Genomic DNA, 25389 nt, shown 5'->3' on the forward strand with positions numbered 1-25389 from the left:
TGCGCTCTAGTAAGGTAAAAAACTCTGTTCATGTTGATACTTGATAAAGTGTTGGTGAATAAGATTTTTTTAAATTTACCACAGAGAGCGCAGAGGACACAGAGGAAGAGAAGAAAGAGCTATGATTCATGTTCCTTTCAGCGCTCTCTGCGCTCTCTGCGCTCTAGTAAGGTAAAAAACTCTGTTCATGTTGATACTTGATAAAGTGTTGGTGAATAAGATTTTTTTAAATTTACCACAGAGAGCGCAGAGGACACAGAGGAAGAGAAGAAAGAGCTATGATTTATGTTCCTTTTAGCACTCTCTGCGCTCTCTGCGCTCTCTGCGGTAAAAAACTCTTTCCCTAACTCCAACTAAAATCCTCTTTCAACAAATCAGACAACTGCTGATTATAAGGCTTAAAATAACCGATTAATTTATCTTCCATCGCCTCCGGCATTTTACTATAATCCTCAACAATATTAATCTCGTATTCCTTGACAGCACTAGCGCTAATATCCAAGAAATTCAACACCTTAGAAAATACCTTACCAGGATTTTCCTGAAAATCCTCAGTCTTCAAAATCAACAACTGTTCTCTTGGGAAATAGTCCAGCCAATTCTTGATTTGTTCCACATAAATACCCCGCGACAAATAGGAATAGTGCTGGTGATTAAAACTGTGGTAATTTGGAGTAGAACGAAGTTTTTCGATTTCACCTGCTAGCCGATCGCACTCAGAAGCGATCGCCTTGGTAACATCGAACTCTTCAAAACCCATCGCCACTTCCAAATTATAGTGTACCCATGCTCTTTGCACGGGATTTCTGAGCATCATAATTAATTTCACATCGGGGAAACACTTATAAACCCGTTCCGCTACCAAAGGATGATCCATATACTCAGGAGTCATCTCCCAGCGCAGCACTGTATCTCCCGCCACACCGTGAGTCAACTGCTGGCTATACCACTCGACACCGCGATCGTAATTTAAGTCAAAAAAGTGAACTTTCCTCGCACCTGCTTGAATAATTTGCAAGGAATTTTCCAGACATCCATACAAAGCCTCAATACCGCATTGTGGAGAACCCAACATTAAAAAATTAGGCTTACTCTGCTCTTGCAACTGAGTCAAAATTGTGGCATAATTCGGATTGTTTTTATTAATAGGGTGAGTTGGTTCAACTTGATTTGCTAATTGGGCACTCTCGATTTGACCATCCCACTCCCAGCGGTAAGGAGGACAAAGAATCGTGTTTTGGCGTAAAGGCGATCGCACATACAACGGAGCAACCTGATGGCGATAATCATAAGTATAAGCCAAGGTTTTTTCATAAACCCCAACATTTACATAATATTGACCATTCCCCAAATCTAATCTATCTAAATACAGCCTAATTTTGCCCTCACCCTGAGCCAGCGGTAGCAATTGACCGATTTTATTGGTTTTAATATCCAAACAAATTTGACCGTCTTTCCGGCTAATTGTCACCCCAAATATCACACCAGAAATTGACTTGACCACCGCATAATCTATCTCAATAGTTACAGAATCGCCACTCTCAATTTCTCCATCCGGTAACACTTTAACATCCGTAATTTTGACACCTAAAGAACCGAAGCAATGTTGATTAACTCGCTGTGGAGAAACGGTACTTGTTACTTGAGGAAGAATCAGGGGATTAAGTATTTCAGTTTCCGAACCCATTTCCCCTAAATACTGACTGATTACGGCTTCAGTCTCCCCGTAAGCCATGATTGTACCCGATCGCAACCACAAAGCCCGATCGCACATTTTCTGAATTTGCTCAGCCATGTGAGAAATCAAAACAATTGCACAACCTTGACTCTTAAAATCATTAATCTTATTCAAACATTTAGTTTGAAAAGCCACATCCCCAACCGACAAATGTTCATCTACTAAAAGCACTTCTGGATCGGTGTGAACCGCCACCGAAAAAGCCAGACGCATTTGCATCCCCGTACTGTAAGTCCGCATGGGGCTATCAATAAACTTTTCCAACTCCGCAAATTCAACAATATCATCAAACCGACGCCCCGCTTCTCTGTGAGTCAAACCAGCCACCACCGCCCCCACAAACACATTTTCTCTACCAGTTAAATCCGAATGAAAACCTGCCCCCAAATCTAACAAACCACCAATTCTGCCATTAACCTCAATAGTCCCTTCCTCAGCGCAGCCAATACCGCCAACAAGTTGTAATAGGGTCGATTTTCCGGCCCCATTTTTGCCAATAATTCCCAGCATTTCCCCAGGAGACACCGTAAAACTCACATCTCGCAGCGCCCAAAAATGAGCCTGGGGTTTCATCCGCCACCATCCCCACAAAGCGGCCTCCATAATAGTAAAAGGTCGATCGGCACTGTAGCGGTTAAAACGTTTCCCCAAACCCTTAACAACAATAGCTGGACGCATTTACAATTCCTCCACAAAACGATCGCTTTGGCGTCGAAAAATCCCCAACCCGATCGGAAAAAGAGCAGCCACAACAGCGCTGACAATTAACAGTGCTACCCAATCCGGCTGAATACCTCTCAACAGTACATCGCGGTAGGCTTGCATCAGAGGTACCATGGGATTTAACTGATAGAATGCACGATATGCTTGCGGGACGCTGCTGAGGTCGTAAAAAATCGGAGTCAGGTAAAAAAACATCTGTAACAGCACACCCAAAGTGTGTTGAGTATCACGAAATGTGACATTCAACGCAGCGAGTGGATAAGCAAAACTCACCGTCAAAACAAACTGAATCAACATCAATAGCGGTAAAATCAGCAGTACATAACTGGGCCGCACGCCATCAACAGCCAGAAAGATAATTAGCACCGGTAGCGCCAGCAAAAAGTGAATTAACCCCGTGGTTGTTGTCACCAATGGTAAAATTTCTGTGGGAAAATTTGGCTGTCTAATTAAAGCGCGGTTGTTGGTAATCAGTGCCGTCGATTTGAATAGCGCTGTCTGACTCCAAGTCCATATTAACAAACCGCTGAACGCAAAGGAAGAGAACTTAGAAACATTAATGGGTATGACGGAGCGAAATACAAAGGAAAATACAGCTAACTGTAACAGCGGACTGATTAAAGTCCAAGCAATACCTAAAGACGATCGCTTGTAAAGTAATTTCATATCTCGATCGACCAACACCCGCAGCAAATCAAAGAAATGAATGATTTTGCGAATGTTCCCCACATTTACCCTATTTTTCATAGCATACCCCACCCATTATTTCAAGTTCTGGTTGCGTAGTCTCCACCCACTCAATCTGCACCTGAGTTGCTGGCTCAGCCCTTGATTCTAAAAAATCGACTCCCATCAGTTTTATTGACCTAATTACCATGGTGGATTCCTAATTATTTAACGACCCATTCGTCTTGGTTAAAATCATAAGAATTAAGCAGGAGTTCCCAATCAATCTGGTTTTTGCCAGTATTAAATATTTAAATATAATATTGTCGTCACAAACCAGGTTTCTCCCTATAGCTGCTTTCTAGGAAGGACGATCGCTGATTTTTTTGTCCAATACTATAGATAACTGTAGATGTTGAAGTAGGCTGTTGTCAACTAAACTAGACCCATTCTGGACCGCACTTTTCGGCATACCTTTAAGGGCGATCGCCCCTAGCAATTCCTCCCACATCGTATTTGCCAAAATTGGACGCAAGTGAACGCCTCGTAGTGGTTCCATACCAACTTTCGGGGCGATGTGACCCACCGGAATTTCACCGTAACGCAGGTGAACCCCATCTGGTCGTTTTTCGTCAATGATTCGCTCTGCCTCCAACCAACCTTCCTGCAAGTCAATTTCAATTTCCTGTGCCCTGACAGCCGCGCTAGCCGTTCCTGATTGCATAAAACTCGCCACAGCCGATCGCGTTGGCAAACTATCCATCACCCCCCGCAAATAGGAGTAAGCCAGTAGTCTTGTCCGCAGCCACCGCCAACTACCCCGCATCCCCAGGTATTCCAGCCAGTCAAGGGATTTTCTGAGTCCGATAGTCAACAAATCTAAGCCGGCTGGCCATAGAAACACCATCGCCACCAAAATTTTATCTACCAACGCATCAGGAGTCTCATAGTCCTTGATGTGTAGAAAGGGTTTGATTTCTGGGTGTCGCTCACCGATCAAAACATCCGATCGCCCTTCCGCACGAGCACGACCAAAAGAGCGATCGAGATAATTAGTTTCATGTTCATAATGATAGCCAACAGCATCCGGTGCCGCCACAAAAGGCACATTTGCCTTGAGCAAACGCAAGGCGAATTCATAATCTTCATAGGCAGTACCAGGACCAAAGGCAGAATCAAAACCTGCGGTGCTAGCAAACAGTTTAGTCTCAATAGAAAGATTGCCACAGAGCAAATCTTGATAACTATAGCGGTGATCGGGCTTGCTCATCTGGTAAAATTTTTCCTCCCACCAAGTCCGCACTTCTATCTCAAAAAACTTAGTCCTGGAGCGTAACTTTGGCGGATAAGGACCGATCGCAGCGCAGCCCGGATGCTCTCGATGAACCCGCAAATGGTTTTCTACTAAACAGGGAGTTGGTTCGATATCATCATCGAGAAACAGCAACATTTGTCCAGTAGCCTCTAAAGCTCCAACATTACGAGACATACCCACACTGCGGCAATTTGCCTCAATTATTTGGAGTTTAAAAGGAGCTTTGTACTCTTCTAACATTGCTAAAGTATCGTCAATGCAGCTATCTACCACCACTCTAACTTCGATGAGTTCTAAGAGATAAGTCTGTAATTGCAAAGCATCCAAAGCCCGCCGCAGCGAATAACTGCGGTTGTGAGTTATCAGAACTATACTAACTGTTATGTTTTCCATATTTACATTGGTAATTGGGAACTGGGAATCGGGCATCGGTTATTATAATCAACAACTAACAACTAACAACTAACAACCAACAACTAACAACCAACAACTAACAACTAATTTCTTCCTTAATCTTTTGCAACCACTTCCGAGAAGCAAAATAAGCCATCGGCCCACTAATACAGCCCCGTAATTGAGCCAAAAGCAAATCACTAGGAACAGCATCCGGTTGCTTTCGCACTGAAGCAATTAGTTCAGGAATTTGTTTGTAGCACAACCATGACAAGCCTAACAGCATCACGCCGAATTCTCGATGCACCAAAATCATCTGCGTCCAAAAAGCATAGACTCCCACTCCATAGCCTTCAAGAGTGTTCCGCAATTCTTCCCAGGTGCGCCGATGGCGATGCCAACTCAAGGCCCTGGGCTCGTAGACAATGCAGTAGCCCGATCGCAAAATGCGGGTAAAAAATTCGCAGTCTTCCCCGCTAGCCGCTGGCGTTCCCGCCCCCAAAGCTTCGTCAAACAGCCCGATAAAGTCCATCGAACTTGAACGCACAGCCATACTCGCTGAAACCCCCACCAGATGCACAACCAGAGGATTGCTGTGGGCCCCATCAAATATTAGGCGCTCAAATCCCCGCCCGTGGGGGCTGTAGCGCTCAAACCATTCTTGGGCTTCTGTTTCCAGTTCCAGTGGCATCACTAGGCCCGTCACGCACATCACTCTGGGGTCACTGAAATTTTGCAAGAGCGATCGCAACCAATTCCGATCGGGAGTCGCATCGTCATCTGTAAACGCCACGAATTCGTGTTTAGCTTCCCGTAAAGCTCGATTGCGGGCCGCGCTGGAGCCCTGTACATCCTCCCGCACATAACGGACTTTTGGGTAATTTTTGACCAGTTCCCTGGTAGCATCAGTGGCGGGACAGTTGTCAATTACCAAGTATTCCTGACCATCATCGGGCAGTCCCATCAATGCTTCAAGAGTGCGCTGCAAATCTTCCGGGCGATCGCGCGTGCAAACCGCTACGGTGGCGATCGGCACAGGCTGCACAGGCCCCCGTTCGTCCCATGCTAAGGCCTCCCAAAGCCAGTTTTTTCCAAGGTTTTTCCCCACAGCCTTCGTCAGTGCTTCCTGTAATTCATCGCCGCCAATGCGACCTCCGACTACTGGCAAAGTTGCTTGACCGATCGGATTTCCGTGCAATCGAATTAACACCAGCGCTTTGCTGTAGCGCTCCTCAAACGCTATTTCTGGCGGCAGTTGAGAAATTTCGAGGTCGAGAATAGCTGTTGCCATGAGTTATCCGATAGATTTTTGCTATTACTTTTCCACACCATTAGAGCCAGATGCGAAACTGATACAAATCCCTGGCCCAACGGCGGTTAAGAGTTCAGCTTCGCCGGAGTGACAGGGTTTTCAACCCAGTTTTATGATAAATCCTGATTTACTACCAATTATGTATCACTCGCAAGATCCCTTTCCTTGGTAGCATCAAATCTTAAGGGCAGAATTTGTATCGCAAACATTTCCACTCGATCGCTCAATGGAGTCGTCACAAGAGTTTAAATGTGGTGATACAGCAAATTGCGCGCAAAGCAGGGAGCTCACCGCAATGATGGAACTCGATTGTTTACCTTACGGCGCAGGTCATGGTAATGAAGGCGTCTGTCTGTTAGTGCGAATGGGACCGCACCGGATTTTACTTGACTGTGGTGTCGAAAATATCCCACTGCTGTCAGCAGACCTCGATCGGCCAGATCCCGCCGATTTAGTGATATGTACCCATGCCCATGCCGACCACGCCAGAGGTTTACTAGCACTTCACCAATCTTTCCCCCAGTTACCCATCTATGCCAGCGAAGTGACAACCCAACTGCTACCCCTGAACTGGTTACAACAGGCCCAGTCATCAGATTTGCATTTCTGTCAGCCACTGCCTTGGCAGTCCCCCGTGGAACTGCGCCGGGGACTCACCGTCCAGTTATTCCCATCGGGCCATTTGCCCGGAGCGGCCACTGCCATCCTCACCTATGCTGCCCCCCACCGCACCTACACCCTCGTTTACACCGGTGATTTTTTTCTGTCCAATTCTCGTTTGGTGGAAGGGTTGCCCCTGGGAGAACTCCGGGGACTCAAACCCGATGTGCTAATTTTGGAAGGCAGTTATGGTACTGCCCGTCACCCTCACCGCCGACAACTGGAAAATCAGTTAGCAGAACGGATTCATCGCGCGATCGCCGACGGCTATTCCGTACTGTTGCCCACACCAGCACTGGGTTTGGGCCAAGAACTCCTAATGCTACTCCGCAGCCACCACTATTTTACCGGTCGCGACTTAGATATCTGGGTAGATGGTGCGGTGGCTGACGGCTGCGACGCTTATTTGGAATTGCTACCTCAATTTCCCACAGCAGTCCAAAATTTTGCTCTGCATCAACCTTTATTTTGGGATGAAAGGGTCAAACCCCGCGTGCGCCGACGAGATCCCAAACAGCAGCCATTTTTGGGCCAAGGCCCCTGTATTGTGATTACTGATGAAACTGCTGATTGGAATTTGTACGTTGCCGATCGCACCCATCCTTGGATTGTACTTCTACCTCAAAAACCCGGATATCCTGTCAGAGAATCTGTTGGTGACAGACAGGAATCAGGAGTCCGACCGATCGAAACTTACTTATTAGCCGAACACTGTGACGGACCCGGAACTACCCAGCTAATTCACAACTTGCGCCCGCAGCACGTAATTTTGATCCACGGTTCCCCCGCCTATTTGGCGGATTTGGCTAATTTGGACGAGTTGCGAAACCGCTACCAGTTGCACACTCCTGCCACCGGAACTATTGTAGATCTGCCCCTGGGCGAAATGTTTTTGCAACCGGCCATCCCGGAAACTAATTATGAGGGAGAACTCAGTGACTTGGGGACGGAAGTAGCCATTAATTTGCCACACCAGATTACAGACGATCCCCGCTGGGTCAATTTTGCCGATACCGGTTTGGTAGAAGCCCGATGGCAAGGGGAGGAACTTGTGCTGCGGGGGATTTCTCAACGGGAACTGTTGTTTCAAGGGAGCGATCGAACTCGCATCATCAACATCGAATGCTGTGCCAACTGCCAGCACTACCGCGGCCAGCGCTGTTGGAGTCAATTATCTCCTTTGTTTGGATTCAAAGTCACTCCCGATGGCTACTGTCCCGTGTTTAAATCGATACCAGAGTCGGAACTCTCCCCCTCGGAGGAAACCGACAGCCCCTAGTTCCCTGTTCAACTACAACAGAAACAGAGCGCAAAAAAGGGAGAAAAGTTATTTTCTAATCTCCCCAGTGTGATTTCCTGCCTAGACAGAATCTGAAAACTATTCCAAACTAGAGTCTGGGTAGTGATTGCGAATTTGTTCTGCTTCTGGACAATCGTCAGAAACTAGGGGCTCGCAGTTAATTCTCGACACCGAAGCCAATTTTTGGGACACAGAGCCAATACTCTCTAGACGCACCATTTCTTCCCAAGAGCTGAGTTCGTCTTCTTCGTCGGTTTCGTAGCGCAGCGTGACTAGATCCCCTTCAATATCTAGGATACGAGCGCGCTCTATCCAACGTTGCTGATCTCGAAGAAAAATAGAAACCTCACGACCATCACAACAGAGTTGATAGATTTTGCGCTGTAGCATTTGTCAGTTCTCCTGCGCAGTGTAACTTGCTTAAAAGATTGCCTGTTTACATTAACGTACTTTGAGCTTTACATCGGAAGGCACAGCCCGATAGACTAGCCAGTTTCACGTTTTCTAAAACTTTGAAACCGATGGGAATTACCAAATTAAATGATACCACTAAATCTACCTACTACGCCATTTATATTGTCACAGTTTATGCTGTGCCTGTATTAGGACCTAGGATCAGCGTCTGCCTTCTGCCGAACTGCCATACCTCAAGCCCAAGTGCCGAACTGCCGAAATGCTATATGTGCAGATCGATCGTCAAAGCGATACTCAAACAAGGATAATAAAAACAGACTCTGCAAAGAAATTTCGATCGCCCATCCATTTTTCCGCAAATTTTGCCACTCATCACCAAAGGTTAGGATTAAAATTAGCCAATTGTGATGGAAGTCACTGACAGCAGTGGGCAACTAAATGTAGAAAATGGTGGCGGCCAATAACTAGCTTCAAAGCGGGCAGCGGAACCTGTGGCGGTTAAGCTAAGAAAATTGCGGTTCCGTTAACAAAAATTGAAGTCAGCGCGAGTGAAGCGTGTTAAGGAGGCTAATTGATGGTATATGCAGAAAATTGGTCGCAGCCGTCTATTCTGGAGCTAGCGCGATCGGGAAACTTTCAAGCGCTTAATTATTGGATAGACAGTTTGCTGCGACCAGAAGGGATTTATGCCCGCGTCGAAGAGGCTCAGGCAGGATGCGTACAAATCTTGGTAGAATTCCAGCGCGACTTTGCTTCAGATGCCACACTACTGGGGAGCACTCTGCGAGAAGGTGTAGTCAAATTCATTTGTCACCAACTGTGGAGACTTAACTCGCCAGCAGTAGAAGGCGTGAGAATTCACGCGCGTTTAGCAGGAGAACCAGAAATTCTTTGGAAACAATCAGTACGCATCGTCACTCCGGCAAATCGGGGACGGCGACGTTACCGTTCCCTGCTGGTATTCGATTGGGTTAAATTTAAAAGCTATCGTTCTCTACTGCTAGTCGGTTCATCACTGGCTTCATTTATATTAGGTTGTTGGGTGACATACCAAGAAGCTCTGGTGATGCGGTTAGACCCGCCCACCTCTGCATACCAGAAAGTGGCAGTAATGTCCGGTCCTCCTCCCAAACGCGGGAACACCGTACAAGGAGCTTTAGAAACATTACCAGTAGTAAAGCTCGATCGAGTTGCCAATCCTTATGACCCTACTGTTACTCTGATGTTCGGCGGGAATGTGAATCTATTAGATGCCTTTTCCAAAGTGGCAGACAGAGGCTACGATTGGGCCTTCGCAAACATGGAAGAATATCGCAAAGCAGATGTGGCGATGGTGAACCTAGAAAATCCCCTGACTCGTTCTAGCTTGGGTAAAAATAAAAAACAATTAAATTTTCAAGCCGATCCAGAACTGGTCAAAGTATTAACAGCAGGCGGAGTGGATATTGTCAATCTAGCAAATAGCCACGCTATGGACTACCAGGAACCTGGACTGGTGGAAACTATAAATACTCTAAATAATGCGGGAATTCAGCATCTGGGAGCCGGCAAAAATATTAAAGAAGCAAGGCGTCCAGATATTATTGAAGTTAAGGGTCAGCGGATCGCTTACCTTGGTTACTACGATTCTGACCTCCACGCTGCCGACTTGGGGACAGCAGGAACTAACCCGCGCCGCAATAACCGTGTGGCGGAGGATATTCGAGCTCTCAGGGGTCAGGTAGACTGGATTATTGTGAATTATCACTGGGGAGTAGAATTGGCAGATTATCCAGGGGATTGGCAGATAGATTTGGCTCGGTTCACGATCGACCAAGGAGCTGATTTGGTGGTAGGACACCACCCCCATGTTCTGCAAGGTGCGGAAGTTTACAAAGGCAGACCGATAGTTTACTCCCTGGGAAATTTTATCTTTGGGGGCAATGCTCGTAGCGATTACGACACAGCAGTGCTGAAAGTATCGCTCAAAGACAGAAATATGAAAGTAGAGTTTCTGCCTGTGGAGGTAAAAAAGTTTCAGCCGAAGGTGGTGACAGGAGCAGCGGCCGATCGCATCCTTAAGCGCGTCGAGCAGATTTCGAGTATCTTCGATCGACCGATGCGATCGCAAGTAGTTCTAGAAGCCCCATTGTCGGGAGTACCAGACCAAAAAAATCCGAATTCTCAATTACCAGTAGTGATTAAGAACCGTACACAAAAATCCCAGCCAGATGCCCCTTCCCTAGGAGGTGAAAGTAGCCAACCCCAGCCAGGACAAATCAAACCAAATCGTAGTTTGCCCACTTTGCCCGTGGCACCCAAACAGCAAGAAAATTCGTCATTTTTTGAGAACGGAAACTTTCCGGCTGTTGAGTCAAGCCCGCCTCCGAGTAAAGATTTGCCACCCCGCATCTACCGAGGTGAACGTCAAAAACCTAGTGGCGAATCAGATCCATTTACCAAAGAGCCATTCATCAAAGAACCGTTCATTTCGCCGCCATCTCCGAGTTCGCCAACAGGAAGCAGTCCCCAAAGTTATCTTCCCCCAACTCAGTCTGTATCCTTCAAACTCGCGGTCAAACCACCGACTCCCACAGCGCTGCTCCCAGCTAAAAAAACCTCCAGCGACTACAAGCCGATCGCCTTGCCTCCCCTATCTGCAAAGATAGGTTAACCAGCAGGGAGGACTACCGAGGGAAGAAATGAGAGTCCAAGGGGTAGCAACAAATGGGCGACTAACTACTAACCACAAATTGACTGACAACCAATGATCCATGACCTACTACCGATGACAAATGTGTTTGCGATCGCGCTCAAGCAAAAGCAGTACAAAACCTACGTCCTCTCTGACGAAACCGCTAACTCCACTCTCGAAGTTGTGCCGGAACGAGGCGGTATTGCCACTAGCTGGCTGGTTGAAGGCAAAGAAATCTTATACTTAGACACCGAACGGTTCACCAATCCCGATTTGACTGTACGAGGCGGAGTGCCGATCCTGTTTCCCATCTGTGGCAATCTCCCCGACAATACCTACACACACAAGGGAGTGGAGCGGCAACTCAAACAGCACGGCTTTGCTCGCGATTTACCTTGGACGGTAGAGGAAATGGTGACGGATGGTTGCGCCGCTGTTACCCTGATGCTCGAAAGTAGCGACAAGACCCTGGCTGTTTATCCCTTTGATTTCCAACTAGCCTTTACTTATCAGATTAAAGGCAATGCTTTGGAAATTTTTCAGCGATACACCAATCTGTCTGAGGAACCGATGCCCTTTTCTAGCGGCTTACACCCTTACTTTTTAGCAGAGGACAAATCCCAGCTCCGCTTTGAAATTCCGGGGATGCAGTACAGAGATCAGAACACTCACTCCAAGGGTTATTTCACCGGAGTTTTTGACCCCAACCTGGATGAAATAGATGTTTCCTTTGATGAACTCACAGGCCTGGCTGCTACTGTCACTGACTCGGCTCGCGATTTACGCCTCACCCTTAGCTACAGCTCTAGCTATGGCAAGTTGGTCTTCTGGATGCTCAAAGGCAAGGATTTTTACTGTTTGGAACCTTGGACTGCTCCTCGGAATGCCCTAAACACAGGCGAACACTTGATGTATTTGCCCCCCGGCGCGACTTGCGAGATGTTGGTGCGGATGACGGCAACTTTTTTGTAAAAAAGACTTGCTATTTAAAATGATGGGTGCTACTATTAGTAAATGTGCGCGGTAACAATGTTTTCGCGGGTCGCTAGCTCAGCGGTAGAGCATTCGGCTTTTAACCGATTGGTCTCGGGTTCAAATCCCGGGCGACCCATAAACTAACATCAAACAAGAAATATTGAGTTCTGAGTATAACACTCAGAACTCAATATTTTAGTATTGAGAATTTTCAATTGAATCTGCAAACATCCTGCGCGATCGGTAGCAAATTGTCTTAAGATTGTCGTAAGAATTGAACTTGTCCAAAATTCACTGGCCAGAAACCACAAATAATTAGGAGGAATATCTATGGCGCTAGTACCTATGCGACTGCTGCTCGACCACGCGGCTGAAAATGGTTACGGCCTACCGGCTTACAACGTCAATAACATGGAGCAAATCCAAGCGATCATGCGTGCTGCTGACGAAACCAACAGCCCCGTGATCCTGCAAGCTTCTCGCGGCGCTCGCTCCTACGCTGGGGAAAACTTCCTGCGCCACTTGATTTTGGCCGCAGTTGAAACCTATCCTCACATCCCCATTTCCATGCACCAAGACCACGGCAATGCCCCCGGTACTTGCTATTCTGCCATGCGCCAAGGTTTCACCAGCGTGATGATGGACGGTTCTTTGGAAGCAGATGCTAAAACTCCTGCTAGCTACGAGTACAACGTTCAAGTTACTCGCGATGTCGTGAATGTTGCTCATTCCATCGGCGTTAGCGTCGAAGGTGAACTGGGTTGCTTGGGCTCTCTGGAAACCGGGATGGGCGAAGCAGAAGACGGACACGGCTTTGAAGGTGCTTTGTCTCACGATCAATTGTTGACAGATCCTGAGCAAGCTGTTGATTTCGTTGAGCAAACCGGCGTTGATGCTCTAGCAGTGGCGATCGGCACTTCTCACGGCGCTTACAAGTTTACTCGCAAGCCCACCGGCGAAATTTTGGCAATCAGCCGCATTGAAGAAATTCACCGCCGCTTACCAAACACTCACTTGGTAATGCACGGTTCTTCTTCTGTGCCCCAAGAATTGCTGGAAATCATCAACAGCAACGGTGGCAAAATCCGCGAAACCTACGGCGTACCAGTCGAAGAAATCCAAAAGGGAATTAAGTGCGGCGTTCGCAAGATCAATATCGATACTGACAACCGTTTGGCGATTACCGCTGCGGTGCGTCAAGCTTTGTTTGCGAAGCCTGATGAGTTTGATCCCCGTCACTTCTTGAAGCCATCGATCAAGTTTATGCAAAAAGTTTGTAGCGATCGCTATCAATCTTTTGGCTGTGCTGGCCACGGTACAAAAATCAAGCAAGTATCTTTGGATGATTTTGCAGCTAAATATGCTAAGGGCGAATTGAGCTCTACTGCTAAGAAAGCTGTAACTGTTTAAGAATTTTAAGGTTTAGATTTTAGATTTGTCTGAATCCTAAATTTGGTATTTCCGGGTAGCTTTGGAGTTACCCGGTTTTTGTTTGTGCCTTGACTTTTTGAATAACTTATTTTTCCCCCAGGTAAGCTTCAGGGCAGATAATTTTACCTCGCTGGGTTCAAAAACGTCAAATAGGCTATATAATTCTTAATAGATGTTGATTCGGGAACTTTTTTGAAATCACCCGATCGGATGAGTCTCAAAGACGATGCCAAACATTAACAAAAACTTTACCTTAAAGGTAATCCTGAGATTAAATTAGGTGACTCGGTATGATCGTTAGCCCTAAAAAGGAAACTGCTCAAGTCCAAGTGGAAGATACGAAGACGGCAGATACCCAGATTGCAGATACCAAAACCGCTCAAAAGCAGTCCCCCAAAAAACCCGCGCCCAAATCGAAACGGTGGGCGATCGGGCTGCTTGCAGCAGGGTTGATAGCTGTACCGACCACCATCTATATAGTAAAGAGTAAATCCCAGCCCAAAGTAGATGCGATCGCCACCCTGACAGTGCCTGTGGAATCGCAAAACCTCACCGTGCGGATCACATCTAGCGGCACGGTGCAGCCGGTACAGCGCGTGAATCTCAGCCCCAAAGGCTCCGGGCGGATAGCAGAATTATTTGTCGAACAGGGCGATCGCGTCGAAGCAGGACAAATTATTGCCCGGATGGAAAGTCGCGACATCGAAGCCCAACTCCAACAAGCCAAAGCCAGGGAAACTAGCATTCGAGCCAAACTTGCCAAAATCGAGGCCGGGAATCGCTCGGAAGACATCGCCAGTGCCCAAGCCCGCTTAGATCAAGCCGAAGCCAGTCTCGCTCAACTCCAAGCCGGCAGTCGGGTGGAAGAAGTCGCAGCAGCCAGATCCCGCTTGCAGCAAAGTCAAGCCGGCTTGCAACAACTGCGTACCGGTAGTCGCGTGGAAGAAGTCAGCCAAGGGAAAGCTAAATTAGCCCAAGCTCAAGCTCGTTTAGCAGATGCTCAAACTGGTAGTTTAAAACAAGAAATTGCCCAAGCACAAACCCAAATTGAATCGAGTAAAGCCCAAGCCGAACTAACAGCTCAACGTGTCGAACGCAATCAGTCATTAGTCAAAGAAGGTGCTCTGGCTCAAGATAAACTGGATGAATTAATTAAAGAAAATCGGACTGCCCAAGCTAAAGTAACAGAATCCCAAAGACGCCTGCAACAACTGCAAGAAAATCGGCTCTCCCAAATCCAGCAACTGCAAGCTGCTGTTGAAGTCGAGCAGCAAGGATTAAACCAATTGAAAAACGGGACGCGATCGGAAGCAATAGCCAAAGCCGAAGCAGAAGTTGCTGAAGCCAAAAGCAAATTAACACAATTAGAAAACGGCAATCGTCCAGAAGAAATAGCCAAAGCCCAAGCAGCAGTTGCCGAAGCAAAAAGCCAATTAGCAGTACAAGTAAACGGCTCTCGCCCAGAAGAAGTAGCACAAGCTAAAGCAGACTTAGCAGAAGCTCAAGCCCAAGTCCGTTATCAAGAAGTGCAGTTAGAAGACACCAAAGTTCGCGCTCCCTTTGCAGGAATAATTACCCAAAGGTACGCCATCCAAGGAGCTTTTGTGACTCCGGCAACATCGGCATCTGAAGCTACTTCGGCAACTTCCACATCGATTGTGGCTTTAGCAAGAGATGTGGAAGTCTTAGCGAAAGTCCCGGAAGCCGATATTAGTCAAATTAAACCGGGTCAAGTAGTGGAAATAGTGGCAGATGCTTATCCAGATAAAGTTTTTAAAGGCCGCGTTAAATTAATTGCCCCAGAAGCTGTCAAAGAACGGGATGTGACGTTATTTCAAGTCCGAGTAGCCATAGATACGGGCAAAGATTTGTTGCAGTCGGGGATGAATGTAGATTTGAGATTTGTGGGTCAAAAGTTGAGCAATGCTTTAGTTGTGCCGACGGTGGCAATTGTGACGAATAAAGGTCAAACAGGTGTGTTGATTCCAGATGAGAAACAGCAGCCTAAGTTTCACCCAGTTACCATTGGTTCAACGATAGGTAATAAGATTCAGATTTTGGAGGGTGCGAAGGCTGGCGATCGGGTGTTCACAGAACTTCCTCAAGGTAAGAAGTTGGAGGATATTATCAAGAATCAAAAGTAGGGCATGGGGAATAGGGCATTGGGTATGGGGCATTGGGCATTGGGCATTATTTCTCTTGATCGCCCCTAGGGTGTTTTTAAACCCGGAGATCCCCCCTAACCCCCCTTAAGAAGGGGGGGACAAGAGCGGTCAAAGTCACCCCCTACTCCCCTTAAGAAGGGGAGTAGGGGGTGGGACAAGAGCGGTCAAAGTCCCCCTTAACAAGGGGAGAAAAAGAGTATTCAAAGTCCCCCTTCTTAAGGGGGATTTAGGGGGATATAGACTCGAATACAAGCGAGATTTATTATGGGCTTAAATCTTAAGTTGACACATTACCAATTCCCCATTCCCTATTACCAATTACCAATTCCCAATTCCCTAATCTAAAATCCAAAATCTAAAATTCAAAATCGAATTATGGATATTGTTGAAAGCATCAAAATGGCCGTCACAACTTTGACGGCAAACAAACTTCGCAGTAGCTTGACGATGTTAGGAATCATCATCGGTAATGCTTCCGTAATTTCGATGATTGGCATCGGCGAAGGAGCTCAAACCTTTATCGAGGGACAAGTTAACTCTCTGGGTTCAAACTTGCTATTTATTATTCCTGGAAGTCCCGAAGCACAAAGTCGCCCCGTGATTCCACCTCAGACTTTGGTGTTGGAGGATTCAGAGGCGATCGCCTCTCAAGTTCCTTCTGTCCAAGAAGTTGCACCAACTCTCAATGATAGTCAACTCGTTACCTATCGTAACAAAAATGTTTCGTCTTCTGTGGTAGGAACTACTCCAGAGTTTCTGACAGTTAGAAGCTTTGATATTGCCCAAGGTCGTTTTTTAAATAAACTAGATTTAGCCCGACAAGAAAATGTAGTAGCTTTAGGTTCAGAAGCCGCCGAACAATTGTTTGGTAATACACCGCCAATTGGTCAATATATCCGCATCAAAAATTCTACTTTTCAAGTGATTGGAGTGATGCAGGCTAAGGGTTCTAGCTTTGGTGACAATCAAGATATGAATGTTTATTTGCCGCTGACAACAATGGCAAATCGGATCGTGGGTAGAACTTCTCCCTACGGTACAAAAGTCACATTTATTTCGGTTTCTATCAAAGATGAAAATATGATGCAAGCTGCGCAATTTCAAATAGAAAATCTGCTAAGATTGCGTCACAAAATTACTAAGGAGGATGATTTTACTGTCAGAAATCAGAAAGATTTGATGAATACTTTGGGTAGTATTACAGCGGCTTTAACGTTGATGTTGGCTTTTGTGGCGGCAATTTCGCTTTTGGTCGGTGGGATCGGGATTATGAATATTATGCTAGTTTCTGTGACTGAGCGCACTAAGGAAATTGGACTCAGAAAGGCGATCGGAGCCTCGGAGCAAGATATCTTAATTCAGTTTATGATTGAATCGGTGATTTTGTCGGCGGCAGGTGGGGCGATCGGCACTGCATTTGGTATTGGTGGCGTGCTTTTGGTATCTGCTTTTACTCCTTTGCAAGCTAGTGTTTCTCCAGTGGCGATCGCCCTTGCAGTCGGTGTTTCCGGTAGCATCGGCTTATTTTTCGGCATCGTGCCCGCAAAACAAGCTGCAAAACTAGACCCAATTGTTGCACTCCGAAGTGCTTAATTAGTCAGTTGACAGTTGACAGTTGGCAGTTGACAGGAAAGCAGTTGTTGTTCTAATTACCAATTACCAATTACCAATTACCCATTCCCAATTACCAATTTCCCATTCCCAATTTCCCATTCCCAATTATGAATTTTATTGAAAGCGTCAAAATGGCCGGTCAAACCCTGCTAGCAAATAAAACCCGCAGCAGTTTAACCATGATTGGGATGATTGTGGGTAACGCCTCAGTAATTGCGATGATTGGAGTTGGAGAAGGAGCTCAAAAATATGTTGCAGGACAAGTTCAATCCCTCGGTACCAACGTATTAATCGTGAGGCCAGGAGTACCCAATGCTAGGCGTAATGCAATTAGCAATGCACCTCAGACGCTGATAGTAGAAGATGCAAAGGCGATCGCCTCTCAAGTCCCCTCCGTTCAAGGCGTTTCCGCAGAACTTAACAGTTCCGAAATAGTTCGCTACAGTAACAAAAATGTTTCGTCTTTGATTTTTGGCACAATTCCCGAATTTCTGCAAGTCCGAAGCTTTGAAATGGCAAAGGGGCGGTTTTTAACAGATATTGATGTCAAGGAAAATAACCAAGTTGTGGTTCTTGGTTCAGAATTAGCAGAGAAACTCTTTGGTAATACTAATCCTCTCGACCAACAAGTGCGGATTAAAAATGTCAGTATGAAAATAATTGGAGTATTAGCACCAAAAGGCACATCTTTTGGTACTAATTATGACAACTCTGCCGTAGTGCCGATCGCCACCATGGCAAACCGCATTGTCGGGCGAAAATCTCCCTACGGTTTAGCGGTGACATCTATATATATTTCTATTAAAGATGAAGCGAAAATGGACGCGGCTCAATTTCAGGTAGAAAACCTGCTGAGATTGCGACATAAAACTACCATAGAAGATGATTTTACTGTCAGAAATCAGAAAGATTTAATGGCAAGAATGGGGGCAATTTCTGGGGCTTTGACAATTATGTTAACTGCCGTTGCTAGCATTTCTTTGTTAGTTGGTGGGATTGGGATTATGAACATTATGCTGGTGTCGGTGAGCGAACGTACTCAGGAAATTGGGCTCAGAAAGGCGATCGGAGCATCCCAACAAGATATCTTGTTTCAATTTATTATCGAAGCTGTAATTTTATCCGCCGCCGGAGGCCTAGTCGGCACTTTTGTCGGTGTCAGTGGCATTTTACTCATCGGTAATTTCACACCCCTACAAGCTGGAATATCGCCCGTGGCGATCGCCCTTGCAGTCAGCGTCTCCGGTGCTGTGGGCCTCTTCTTCGGCGTTGTCCCAGCCCGCCAAGCTGCCAAACTAGACGCGATCGCCGCCTTGAGAAGCGCTTAATAAATATTTACTTATTTATTCACACAATACGCTCCTTTTATGGTAATCAAAAACATACAGGGTATTCCAGGTCTATCGAGTAGGGACAGGGCAATGCCCATAGGTGTCAACAATCGCCTGAAACCCTTGGTATCTCTCGCTTTTACCTAAGTCTAGATCCCCCTCGCATCCCCACCCCCCCCTAGCCCCCCCCAAGGGGGGAAGGGGGACGAAAGATCGAACTCTTATCCCCCCCTTCTTAAGGGGGGCTAGGGGGGATCGAAGTTTAATAGTCAAACAGCAGTCTCTGACTGGGTTAGAAGTTAAGTTGACACCAATGGGCAATGCCCTGTCCCTACGGCGGGGATAGATCGATCGCGCTGTATTTATCTAAACATTAAAAAAACCGTTTTATTGTAAATATTTAACAAAGATGCAGTATTTAAATTAGTTTTGACAACCGTATTTTTACGCATATTTACATCGAAAAAAATTCATAAAAACCCGTTAAATACTAAAGATTTAATTAAGTTACGGTGGGGGTATTTGCTAACCAAGCACAAAGTTTAATAAGATTAAGTCAGCAGCAAACAGACCTAATCATTATAGATAGTATTATTAGTCTTTGCTGTTTAATCCAGAATACAAAATAAAAAAAATGGCATCTCTCACCGGAACTCCAAAATTTGACTATCTCGAAGGAACATCCGAATCAGATACAATTAGTGCTTTGGATGGCAACGACATAATTTATGCCAATAGTGGAGACGACTTTCTCGAAGGGGATGGAGGCAAAGACAAAATCTGTGGCGACCAAGGAAACGATAGCATTTTTGGCGGTGCAGACGATGATATCCTCTGGGGAGGCAAAGGTCGCGACCTAATTGTTGGTAACTCCGGCAACGATATCATTTACGGTGGTCTAGAGGGCGATACCATGACCGGTGGGGAGGGCGATGATATATTTGCCATTGCCAAAGGCAGTGGAGGCACAACCTTAGCCACAGCAGACTACATCAGCGATTTCGGCAACGGGAATGACAAAATTCGATTGCTAAACGGCCTCACCTTTGAAGATTTAAACATCCAGCAAGGCGCGGGTGCTAACAGCAACAGCACCGTAATCCAAGACAAACTTACGGGAGAGTATTTAGCAGTATTACCAGGAGTCAACAGTAGCACCATCAACCCCAACAACTTCACAACTCACATATTAGGAAACGCTGTCACAGACTGGAATACCACTCTCCTCGATGCGGTGCGGACAGCCAGCACAGCACCTCCCCTCGCTGCGCGCAACATGGCAATGGTTCACGCAGCCATTTACGACGCTGTTAACTCCATCAGTAAAAAATATAGCCCTTACCGCGTGCAAATAGATGCACCACCGGGCGCATCAGAAGAAGCAGCCACGGCGGCGGCCGCCCACCGCGTGTTAGTCAGCCTTTACCCAGCCCAAGCAGTCAAATTCAATGAAGCCTACGCATCGTCTCTAGCCAAAATCCCCGACGGCAAATCCAAAGACGACGGCATCGCCCTGGGAGAAAAGGTTGCCGACAACATGATTAGTTGGCGGAGTACAGACGGTGCAACCAAAGTAGTGCCATACACCCCCACCACTGACCCCGGAACTTGGGTGCCGACGCCCCCCGCTTTGGCTTCCGCCTTGCTGCCACAGTGGCCAGATGTGACTCCCTTTGCGATGACTAGCGGTTCCCAATTCCGTCCTGCCGGCCCTCCCGCCCTCGACAGTACCCAGTACGCAGAGGAAGTGAACTATGTCAAAGAAATCGGCAAAATTGACAGTCTCACGCGGACCCCGGACCAGACAGTCATTGCTAAATTTTGGGCCAACGGTGCAGGTACTTTTACCCCTCCTGGCCACTGGAACCAAATCGCCCAAGACGCATCGGCCCTGACGGGTAACTCCCTCGAAGATACCGCCCGCTTGTTCGCCCTGCTAAATATTGCCGAAGCCGATGCAGCTATTAGTTCCTGGGATGCCAAGTACCAGTACAAGCTGTGGCGGCCGGTCACAGCCATTCGCCAAGCTGATACGGACAACAACCCCAACACCATAGCCGACCCCCAGTGGACTCCGCTGCTGGTAACTCCGCCCTTCCCTGAGTACACGTCGGGTCACAGTACCTTTAGCGGTGCGGCAGAACCTGTCATGAACTCTGTATTTGGTTCGGATTTTGGGTTTGCGGACAAGGGAGATAAAACTGTTAACACTTTGCGAACTTTTGACAACTTTGCCGAAGCTGCGGATGAATCGGGTATGAGTCGCCTTTACGGAGGCATCCATTTCATGAGTGCTAACGTGGATGGTTTAAGTTCTGGCAGAAATGTGGGCAACTATGTTGTTCAAAATTTCTTAAAGGCTTAGGAAAGGTTTTTTGTGGGGTGGGGGCGGGTTTGCGAGATTGTTTGTTTTGGGCAATTATTGTTGGTGGAACCCGCCCCTACAGAATGTATGAATTTTTACATTTTTCTTTCCGTTTATTCCAGCAATTCTACAGTGCCCAGATATCCGTCTACTCGCACTTTTTGACCGTCTCGGAAGCGAGTTGTAGCTTCTGGAATATTCATGACTGCGGGAATTTTATACTCGCGAGCGATAATTGCTCCGTGAGATAGTTGGCCGCCAACTTCAGATATAATTGCTGTTGCTCCTAATAGCAGCGGAGCCCAACCTGCATCGGTGTAAGGAACTACTACGATCGCATTTTCTCCTAAATCTGTAGTCACGGTGCGACAAATCTTGACCAAGCCTTCGACACGGCCGATACTTGCGGGAATTCCCTGGATGATTTTAGTTGTGGATGTCGCTGGTGTTCTCGTCTTTTCCTGAGAATTGGGCAGTAGATTACCGTATACTACAGGAGGAATCGGGCGGAGGCGATCGACTTTTAACTGTGCGCGCCTTTGGCTAATCGTATCCTGAAACGAAACACGATCGCCACTGCGTATCCACTGCTGAATCTCCCCAAATTCCAAATAAAAGATATCCCCAGCTTCCTGAAATACACCCATGGCTAAGCCCCCAGCTTCTATGGCCAAAAAAGTCCAGCGCAAATGAGCCAACAACCGGGCGTAGACTTGGCTAATTTCATTTTTGACTCTCGCTCTTTCCTGACATTTATCTAATCGCCATTTCTGCCAAAAAGTCAACCCTAATTTTTGTTTGGCATCTAAATTAGTTACCACCGATTTTTGTGCCATAGTTAGGAGCAACTTCTGGTAAGCTTCCGGTTGTTCGCGCCAAGTAGCAACAGCAATATCCGTACCCACTTCGCTCAAATATCCGTAAGTATCAAGCCACTGGTCAAATTCCGCTTGTAAAGCAGAACTTTCAGCAAATATCTGGGCTAATTTTGCAGTTGAAATCGTTTCATCCGATTGCGAAATCGCAGCTTGTCGCAACTTTTGGGCTAAGTGCTGTAAAGCTCGTACCGATGCAATTTCCGGTGCATTATCATTGTCTAACCATTCGTCGGGAACCCGAAAAATTGCTTTACGAATTGCCAGGCCGATCGGACCTAATATATTGTAGTAAGTAATCGGTTTTAGCCACTCCTGAATTTGCTCGGTTCTCTCCAACAATCCCATTAAATCTTGGGTATTGTCCCCTCTTCTTTCCCCCCTTGGGGGGGGTAGGGGCAGGGCTGTTTCATTCTCTTGTAGGGGCGGTGCCCCCGTGCCCGCCCCCATCTCACCAGTGGACGAAGAGGGTAGGCACGCACCATCCACTACCCCTACAAAACGATGATTTATCTGAGAATGAAACAGCCCTGGGTTGACTTGGGGTAGAGGGGGGTTGACTTCTGACTTCTGTAATTTTTGGATTGCAGGTAGAAAAATACCAGTACGATCGCTCTTAAATTTTCCATTGAGCGCCCTCTCTCGCTGCACCAAACGCCACAAACCGGGCAAAGACGGCAAAATCTTCCCCAAAGGTGGCTTGCCCATTTTTTGCCCTCTCAGCAAAAATTCCAAACCCTGCTCCGGTAATCCCATCATCCGAAAAATTTCGCCCAACAAAGTAGCATTAAAATAAGCGTGAGAACCCAGCAAAGTCGCAGTTTCATTAAAGTTTAAATTAGCAGCGCGATCGCCCAAAACCACCTGAAAAATTTCTCCCCAAACTCCACAAGTCAGCGGGCGATTAATCGACCAAGTTAGCGGACGAATTGCACCGGGAATCACTTCAGCGGCAATAGTTCGCGTCCAGAAGGGCTGCAAATTAGTAATCGGGCGACTTTGTAAAATCCAAATTTGCTCACCATCCCAACTCCACTCAATATCCTGCGGTATCCCATGAAAAAATTCTTCGATTGCTTGCGCTTGTTTTACCAATTCTGCTACAATCGAATGAGCAATAAATGAATTATTTTCAAGTTTAATAAAACTTGCTTGTAGTGACTCAGATGTACTAAAATCAATTTCCAAATGAACCGGAGTAATTTGTCCGCCAACAACTGATTCTGCTCCTCCCGGTAAAGCTTCAATAATTACCTGAGAACCACCATCTAAAGGATTGCGGGTGAACATGACTCCCGCAACTTGGCCGTCAATATAAGGCTGAATTAAAACAGCCATTTGGGTATCAGGCAATTGTCGCTGGCGACGGTAAGCCACTGCTTCGGAAGTCCAATAAGACTGGCGACAACAATTAATGGCCTCCCGCAATTGAGCTGCCGTTGAAACAGGGCCAATAGTTTGATATTGTCCGGCTGCGGAACTAATATCGCCGTCTTCTCCTACAGCAGAAGAGCGCGCAATCATCTGATTGGGAATTTGGGATGTGAGATGTTGGATTACAGCATCAGAAATTGACAATTCCTCACGTTTTCTTCCCTCTTTCTTTCCCCCCTTGGGGGGGGTAGGGGGGGGTTGACTTTCCCCCAAGAGGGTAAGGGGGGGTTGACTTCCCCCCAAGGCGGTAAGGGGGGGTTGACTTCCCCCCTTGGGGGGGGTAGGGGGGGGTTGACTTTCCCCCCTTGGGGCTAGATTGGGATTGCCTTGCAATAATATCCAACCCGGAGGTACATTAAATTTGGCTCGTTTCAGTAGAGACAATTTCGCAGCTTTATCGCCACAGACTTTCGCATCTAATGAGTTATCCAGAGAAAGCAATTTTTCCGATTTAGATAAGGCCATATCATCACCCTGACGCAGACTAATTGTGAACAGTAAACAGGCTAATCCTGCCGCTGCTAAAAATTCTGTGGTATTTTGTCGCCATAGCCAAAGCCAGATTGGGGTGCACAGACATCCGCAACGGGAAGCAAACAGCCGCGCTCGATCGCCCTTACCCCACACAACCTCAGCCAAACGCCACACCAGCAACCCAAAAATGCCCGCTGTGATAGCCACCGCTGGGGAAAATGCGAAAATACCCCAAACAGCGTTGGTGACTCCTCCTCCACGGGCGATCGCATATCTGCCCGCAACTAGAGGAATTAACAGCGCGAGTGCGAGTGCAGGTGTATCGGGGAACCAAAATCGCCCCGCCAAAACTGGTATCATACCTCTGGCAATTTCCGCCAACACCGCAGCAATTCCCGCTACCTTTCCGCCGTGAATGAAAGCGGCTGACACGCCAATATTGCCGGTACCCAATACCCTCAAATCTTTTCCCGCAAAGACTCTCACCGCCCAACCCGTTAGTGGTAAAGCACCGATCGCGAAACTGGCGACTAATAACAATGCGATCGACAACAGCATAATAAAATTAGCTCCAATTTCCAACATCTCAACATTATCACCGAAACCAAAGGAGTCCGGTGCCCCGGATTCAGCCGTGGGAATAATTCTCCCATCTCAATTCCCACACTTTTTCTGTCTTGAGATACATTGAGTTAGGGCGCTTAGCAGATAAGATACTAAATAAGTAGAGTAAATAAGGATTTGCACAAAATGGTAGATAGCAACCTAATGATTCCCCTCGCAGTTCTTGGTGTTGGATTTGTGGCTGCGGTTAGTATTGGCTCCATTGCTTGGTACAACTCCAAGCGCCCCCCCGGTTGGGAATCCAAAGAACGACCTGATTTTGTGCCGAAAGTTGATAAAGATGATTTGATAGCAGATGTTTCTGAGTCACAAGGTCGATAACACAAACTTGTTTTAGATCTGAAAAAGCTTGGAGAGCAATAGGAATTACTCCTGGCATATATATCACACTTTAAAGCCCCGATTTCTTGCAGAAGTCGGGGCTGTGGCTATGCTGTTTTTTGGAAAATGGGCTTAATAAATATCAATAAAGGGAGCGATCGCCACTCGAACGATCGCTCCCCTTGATTGATATTAATTTATATCCGTACCTTATTTTTGCAGAGGATTGAGTTTGGTAACGGAACTTTCCTTAAGCCAAGTTAAGATACCCGACTTATTTTAAAATAAGTCGGGTATCTGCGTCTTCTGTATAGGTTGGGTTTGGACGTTGACTGACAAACTTTCTGATTCGTCAAATTGGCTAGAAATTGCAATTTCAACTACTTTGTCGATCGCCTGTTCCCCTAAACTCCGCTCTGGTTGAATCACGGTTTTATTTACCAGTATGGTTTTAAAAAAAGTAGATAATCGCTAAGTTGTCTGGAGTCTTCCTCAAGACAGGTTTCCCCTGGAAAACACATCAGCAAAAGACACAGATTGTAGAAAAAGTTGCGCTCGCTAGCTGGCTCCACTATCAGCCAGGGC

General features: G+C 46.7%; 16 protein-coding genes and 1 tRNA gene. 10 read left to right on the forward strand and 7 right to left on the reverse strand.

From position 1 onward, the window contains the following. Positions 1 to 343: 343 nt before the first annotated feature. From ACBR23_RS00775 to ACBR23_RS00790, 4 genes are all read right to left on the reverse strand, one after another. Entirely contained in the window at positions 344 to 2416 is a 2073-nt protein-coding gene (locus ACBR23_RS00775) for an ATP-binding cassette domain-containing protein (RefSeq protein WP_371114678.1), read from the reverse strand. Further along, positions 2417 to 3208: an ABC transporter permease gene (locus ACBR23_RS00780; RefSeq protein ID WP_371118586.1), complete on the reverse strand. Its 792-nt coding sequence runs from the start codon at positions 3206 to 3208 to the stop codon at positions 2417 to 2419. It lies immediately after the preceding gene. Positions 3209 to 3488: 280 nt separating this feature from the next. After that, positions 3489 to 4835: a glycosyltransferase family 2 protein gene (locus tag ACBR23_RS00785; protein WP_371114680.1), complete on the reverse strand. Its 1347-nt coding sequence runs from the start codon at positions 4833 to 4835 to the stop codon at positions 3489 to 3491. 97 nt (positions 4836 to 4932) lie between these two features. Next, positions 4933 to 6126, reverse strand: coding sequence for a glycosyltransferase family 2 protein (locus ACBR23_RS00790; RefSeq protein WP_371118585.1), 1194 nt, complete (start codon positions 6124 to 6126; stop codon positions 4933 to 4935). 319 nt (positions 6127 to 6445) lie between these two features. Between ACBR23_RS00790 and ACBR23_RS00795 the strand changes: the two genes are divergently transcribed. Further along, entirely contained in the window at positions 6446 to 8086 is a 1641-nt protein-coding gene (locus tag ACBR23_RS00795) for an MBL fold metallo-hydrolase (protein ID WP_371114722.1), read from the forward strand. A gap of 99 nt (positions 8087 to 8185) precedes the next feature. Here ACBR23_RS00795 and ACBR23_RS00800 read toward each other — a convergent pair whose 3' ends face one another. Continuing rightward, entirely contained in the window at positions 8186 to 8497 is a 312-nt protein-coding gene (locus ACBR23_RS00800; protein ID WP_340522346.1) for a DUF6679 family protein, read from the reverse strand. A gap of 598 nt (positions 8498 to 9095) precedes the next feature. On the opposite strand from ACBR23_RS00800, the gene ACBR23_RS00805 reads away from it, so the two are divergent. The 8 genes from ACBR23_RS00805 (at position 9096) to ACBR23_RS00840 (ending at position 21076) form a co-directional block, all read left to right on the forward strand. Then, the gene (locus ACBR23_RS00805) at positions 9096 to 11174 is read left to right on the forward strand and encodes a CapA family protein (RefSeq protein WP_371118584.1); all 2079 of its coding nucleotides are present in this window, start codon (positions 9096 to 9098) and stop codon (positions 11172 to 11174) included. Between the two features lie 93 nt (positions 11175 to 11267). Next, positions 11268 to 12167 (forward strand): aldose epimerase, encoded by a 900-nt coding sequence (locus ACBR23_RS00810; protein WP_341740126.1) that lies wholly within the window; start codon positions 11268 to 11270, stop codon positions 12165 to 12167. A gap of 67 nt (positions 12168 to 12234) precedes the next feature. Continuing rightward, positions 12235 to 12306 (forward strand) — tRNA-Lys (locus ACBR23_RS00815). A gap of 194 nt (positions 12307 to 12500) precedes the next feature. Then, the gene (gene fba / locus ACBR23_RS00820; RefSeq protein ID WP_341740127.1) at positions 12501 to 13580 is read left to right on the forward strand and encodes a class II fructose-bisphosphate aldolase; all 1080 of its coding nucleotides are present in this window, start codon (positions 12501 to 12503) and stop codon (positions 13578 to 13580) included. Between the two features lie 311 nt (positions 13581 to 13891). Next, positions 13892 to 15745 (forward strand): efflux RND transporter periplasmic adaptor subunit, encoded by a 1854-nt coding sequence (locus tag ACBR23_RS00825; protein WP_371114683.1) that lies wholly within the window; start codon positions 13892 to 13894, stop codon positions 15743 to 15745. A 396-nt stretch (positions 15746 to 16141) separates the two neighbouring features. Beyond that, positions 16142 to 17359, forward strand: a complete 1218-nt coding sequence (locus ACBR23_RS00830) for an ABC transporter permease (protein ID WP_371118583.1) — start codon at positions 16142 to 16144, stop codon at positions 17357 to 17359. Positions 17360 to 17487: 128 nt separating this feature from the next. Further along, positions 17488 to 18708: an ABC transporter permease gene (locus ACBR23_RS00835; RefSeq protein WP_371118582.1), complete on the forward strand. Its 1221-nt coding sequence runs from the start codon at positions 17488 to 17490 to the stop codon at positions 18706 to 18708. Positions 18709 to 19345: 637 nt separating this feature from the next. Next, positions 19346 to 21076, forward strand: a complete 1731-nt coding sequence (locus ACBR23_RS00840; RefSeq protein ID WP_371118581.1) for a chemotaxis protein CheB — start codon at positions 19346 to 19348, stop codon at positions 21074 to 21076. Between the two features lie 113 nt (positions 21077 to 21189). On the opposite strand, the gene ACBR23_RS00845 is transcribed toward ACBR23_RS00840, so the two are convergent. Further along, positions 21190 to 24444, reverse strand: coding sequence for a glycerol-3-phosphate acyltransferase (locus ACBR23_RS00845; protein ID WP_371118580.1), 3255 nt, complete (start codon positions 24442 to 24444; stop codon positions 21190 to 21192). Positions 24445 to 24609: 165 nt separating this feature from the next. On the opposite strand from ACBR23_RS00845, the gene psb35 reads away from it, so the two are divergent. Further along, positions 24610 to 24804 (forward strand): photosystem II assembly protein Psb35, encoded by a 195-nt coding sequence (gene psb35, locus ACBR23_RS00850; protein ID WP_341737456.1) that lies wholly within the window; start codon positions 24610 to 24612, stop codon positions 24802 to 24804. A gap of 279 nt (positions 24805 to 25083) precedes the next feature. Here the strand turns inward: psb35 and ACBR23_RS00855 are convergent, their stop codons facing one another. Then, positions 25084 to 25233 carry a hypothetical protein gene (locus ACBR23_RS00855; RefSeq protein WP_341737457.1) on the reverse strand — a complete coding sequence of 50 codons (150 nt, stop codon included), beginning with the start codon at positions 25231 to 25233 and terminating at the stop codon, positions 25084 to 25086. Positions 25234 to 25389: the final 156 nt, after the last annotated feature.

This window comes from Microcoleus sp., from assembly GCF_041354475.1.
In the GTDB taxonomy this organism is placed as follows: domain Bacteria; phylum Cyanobacteriota; class Cyanobacteriia; order Cyanobacteriales; family Microcoleaceae; genus Microcoleus.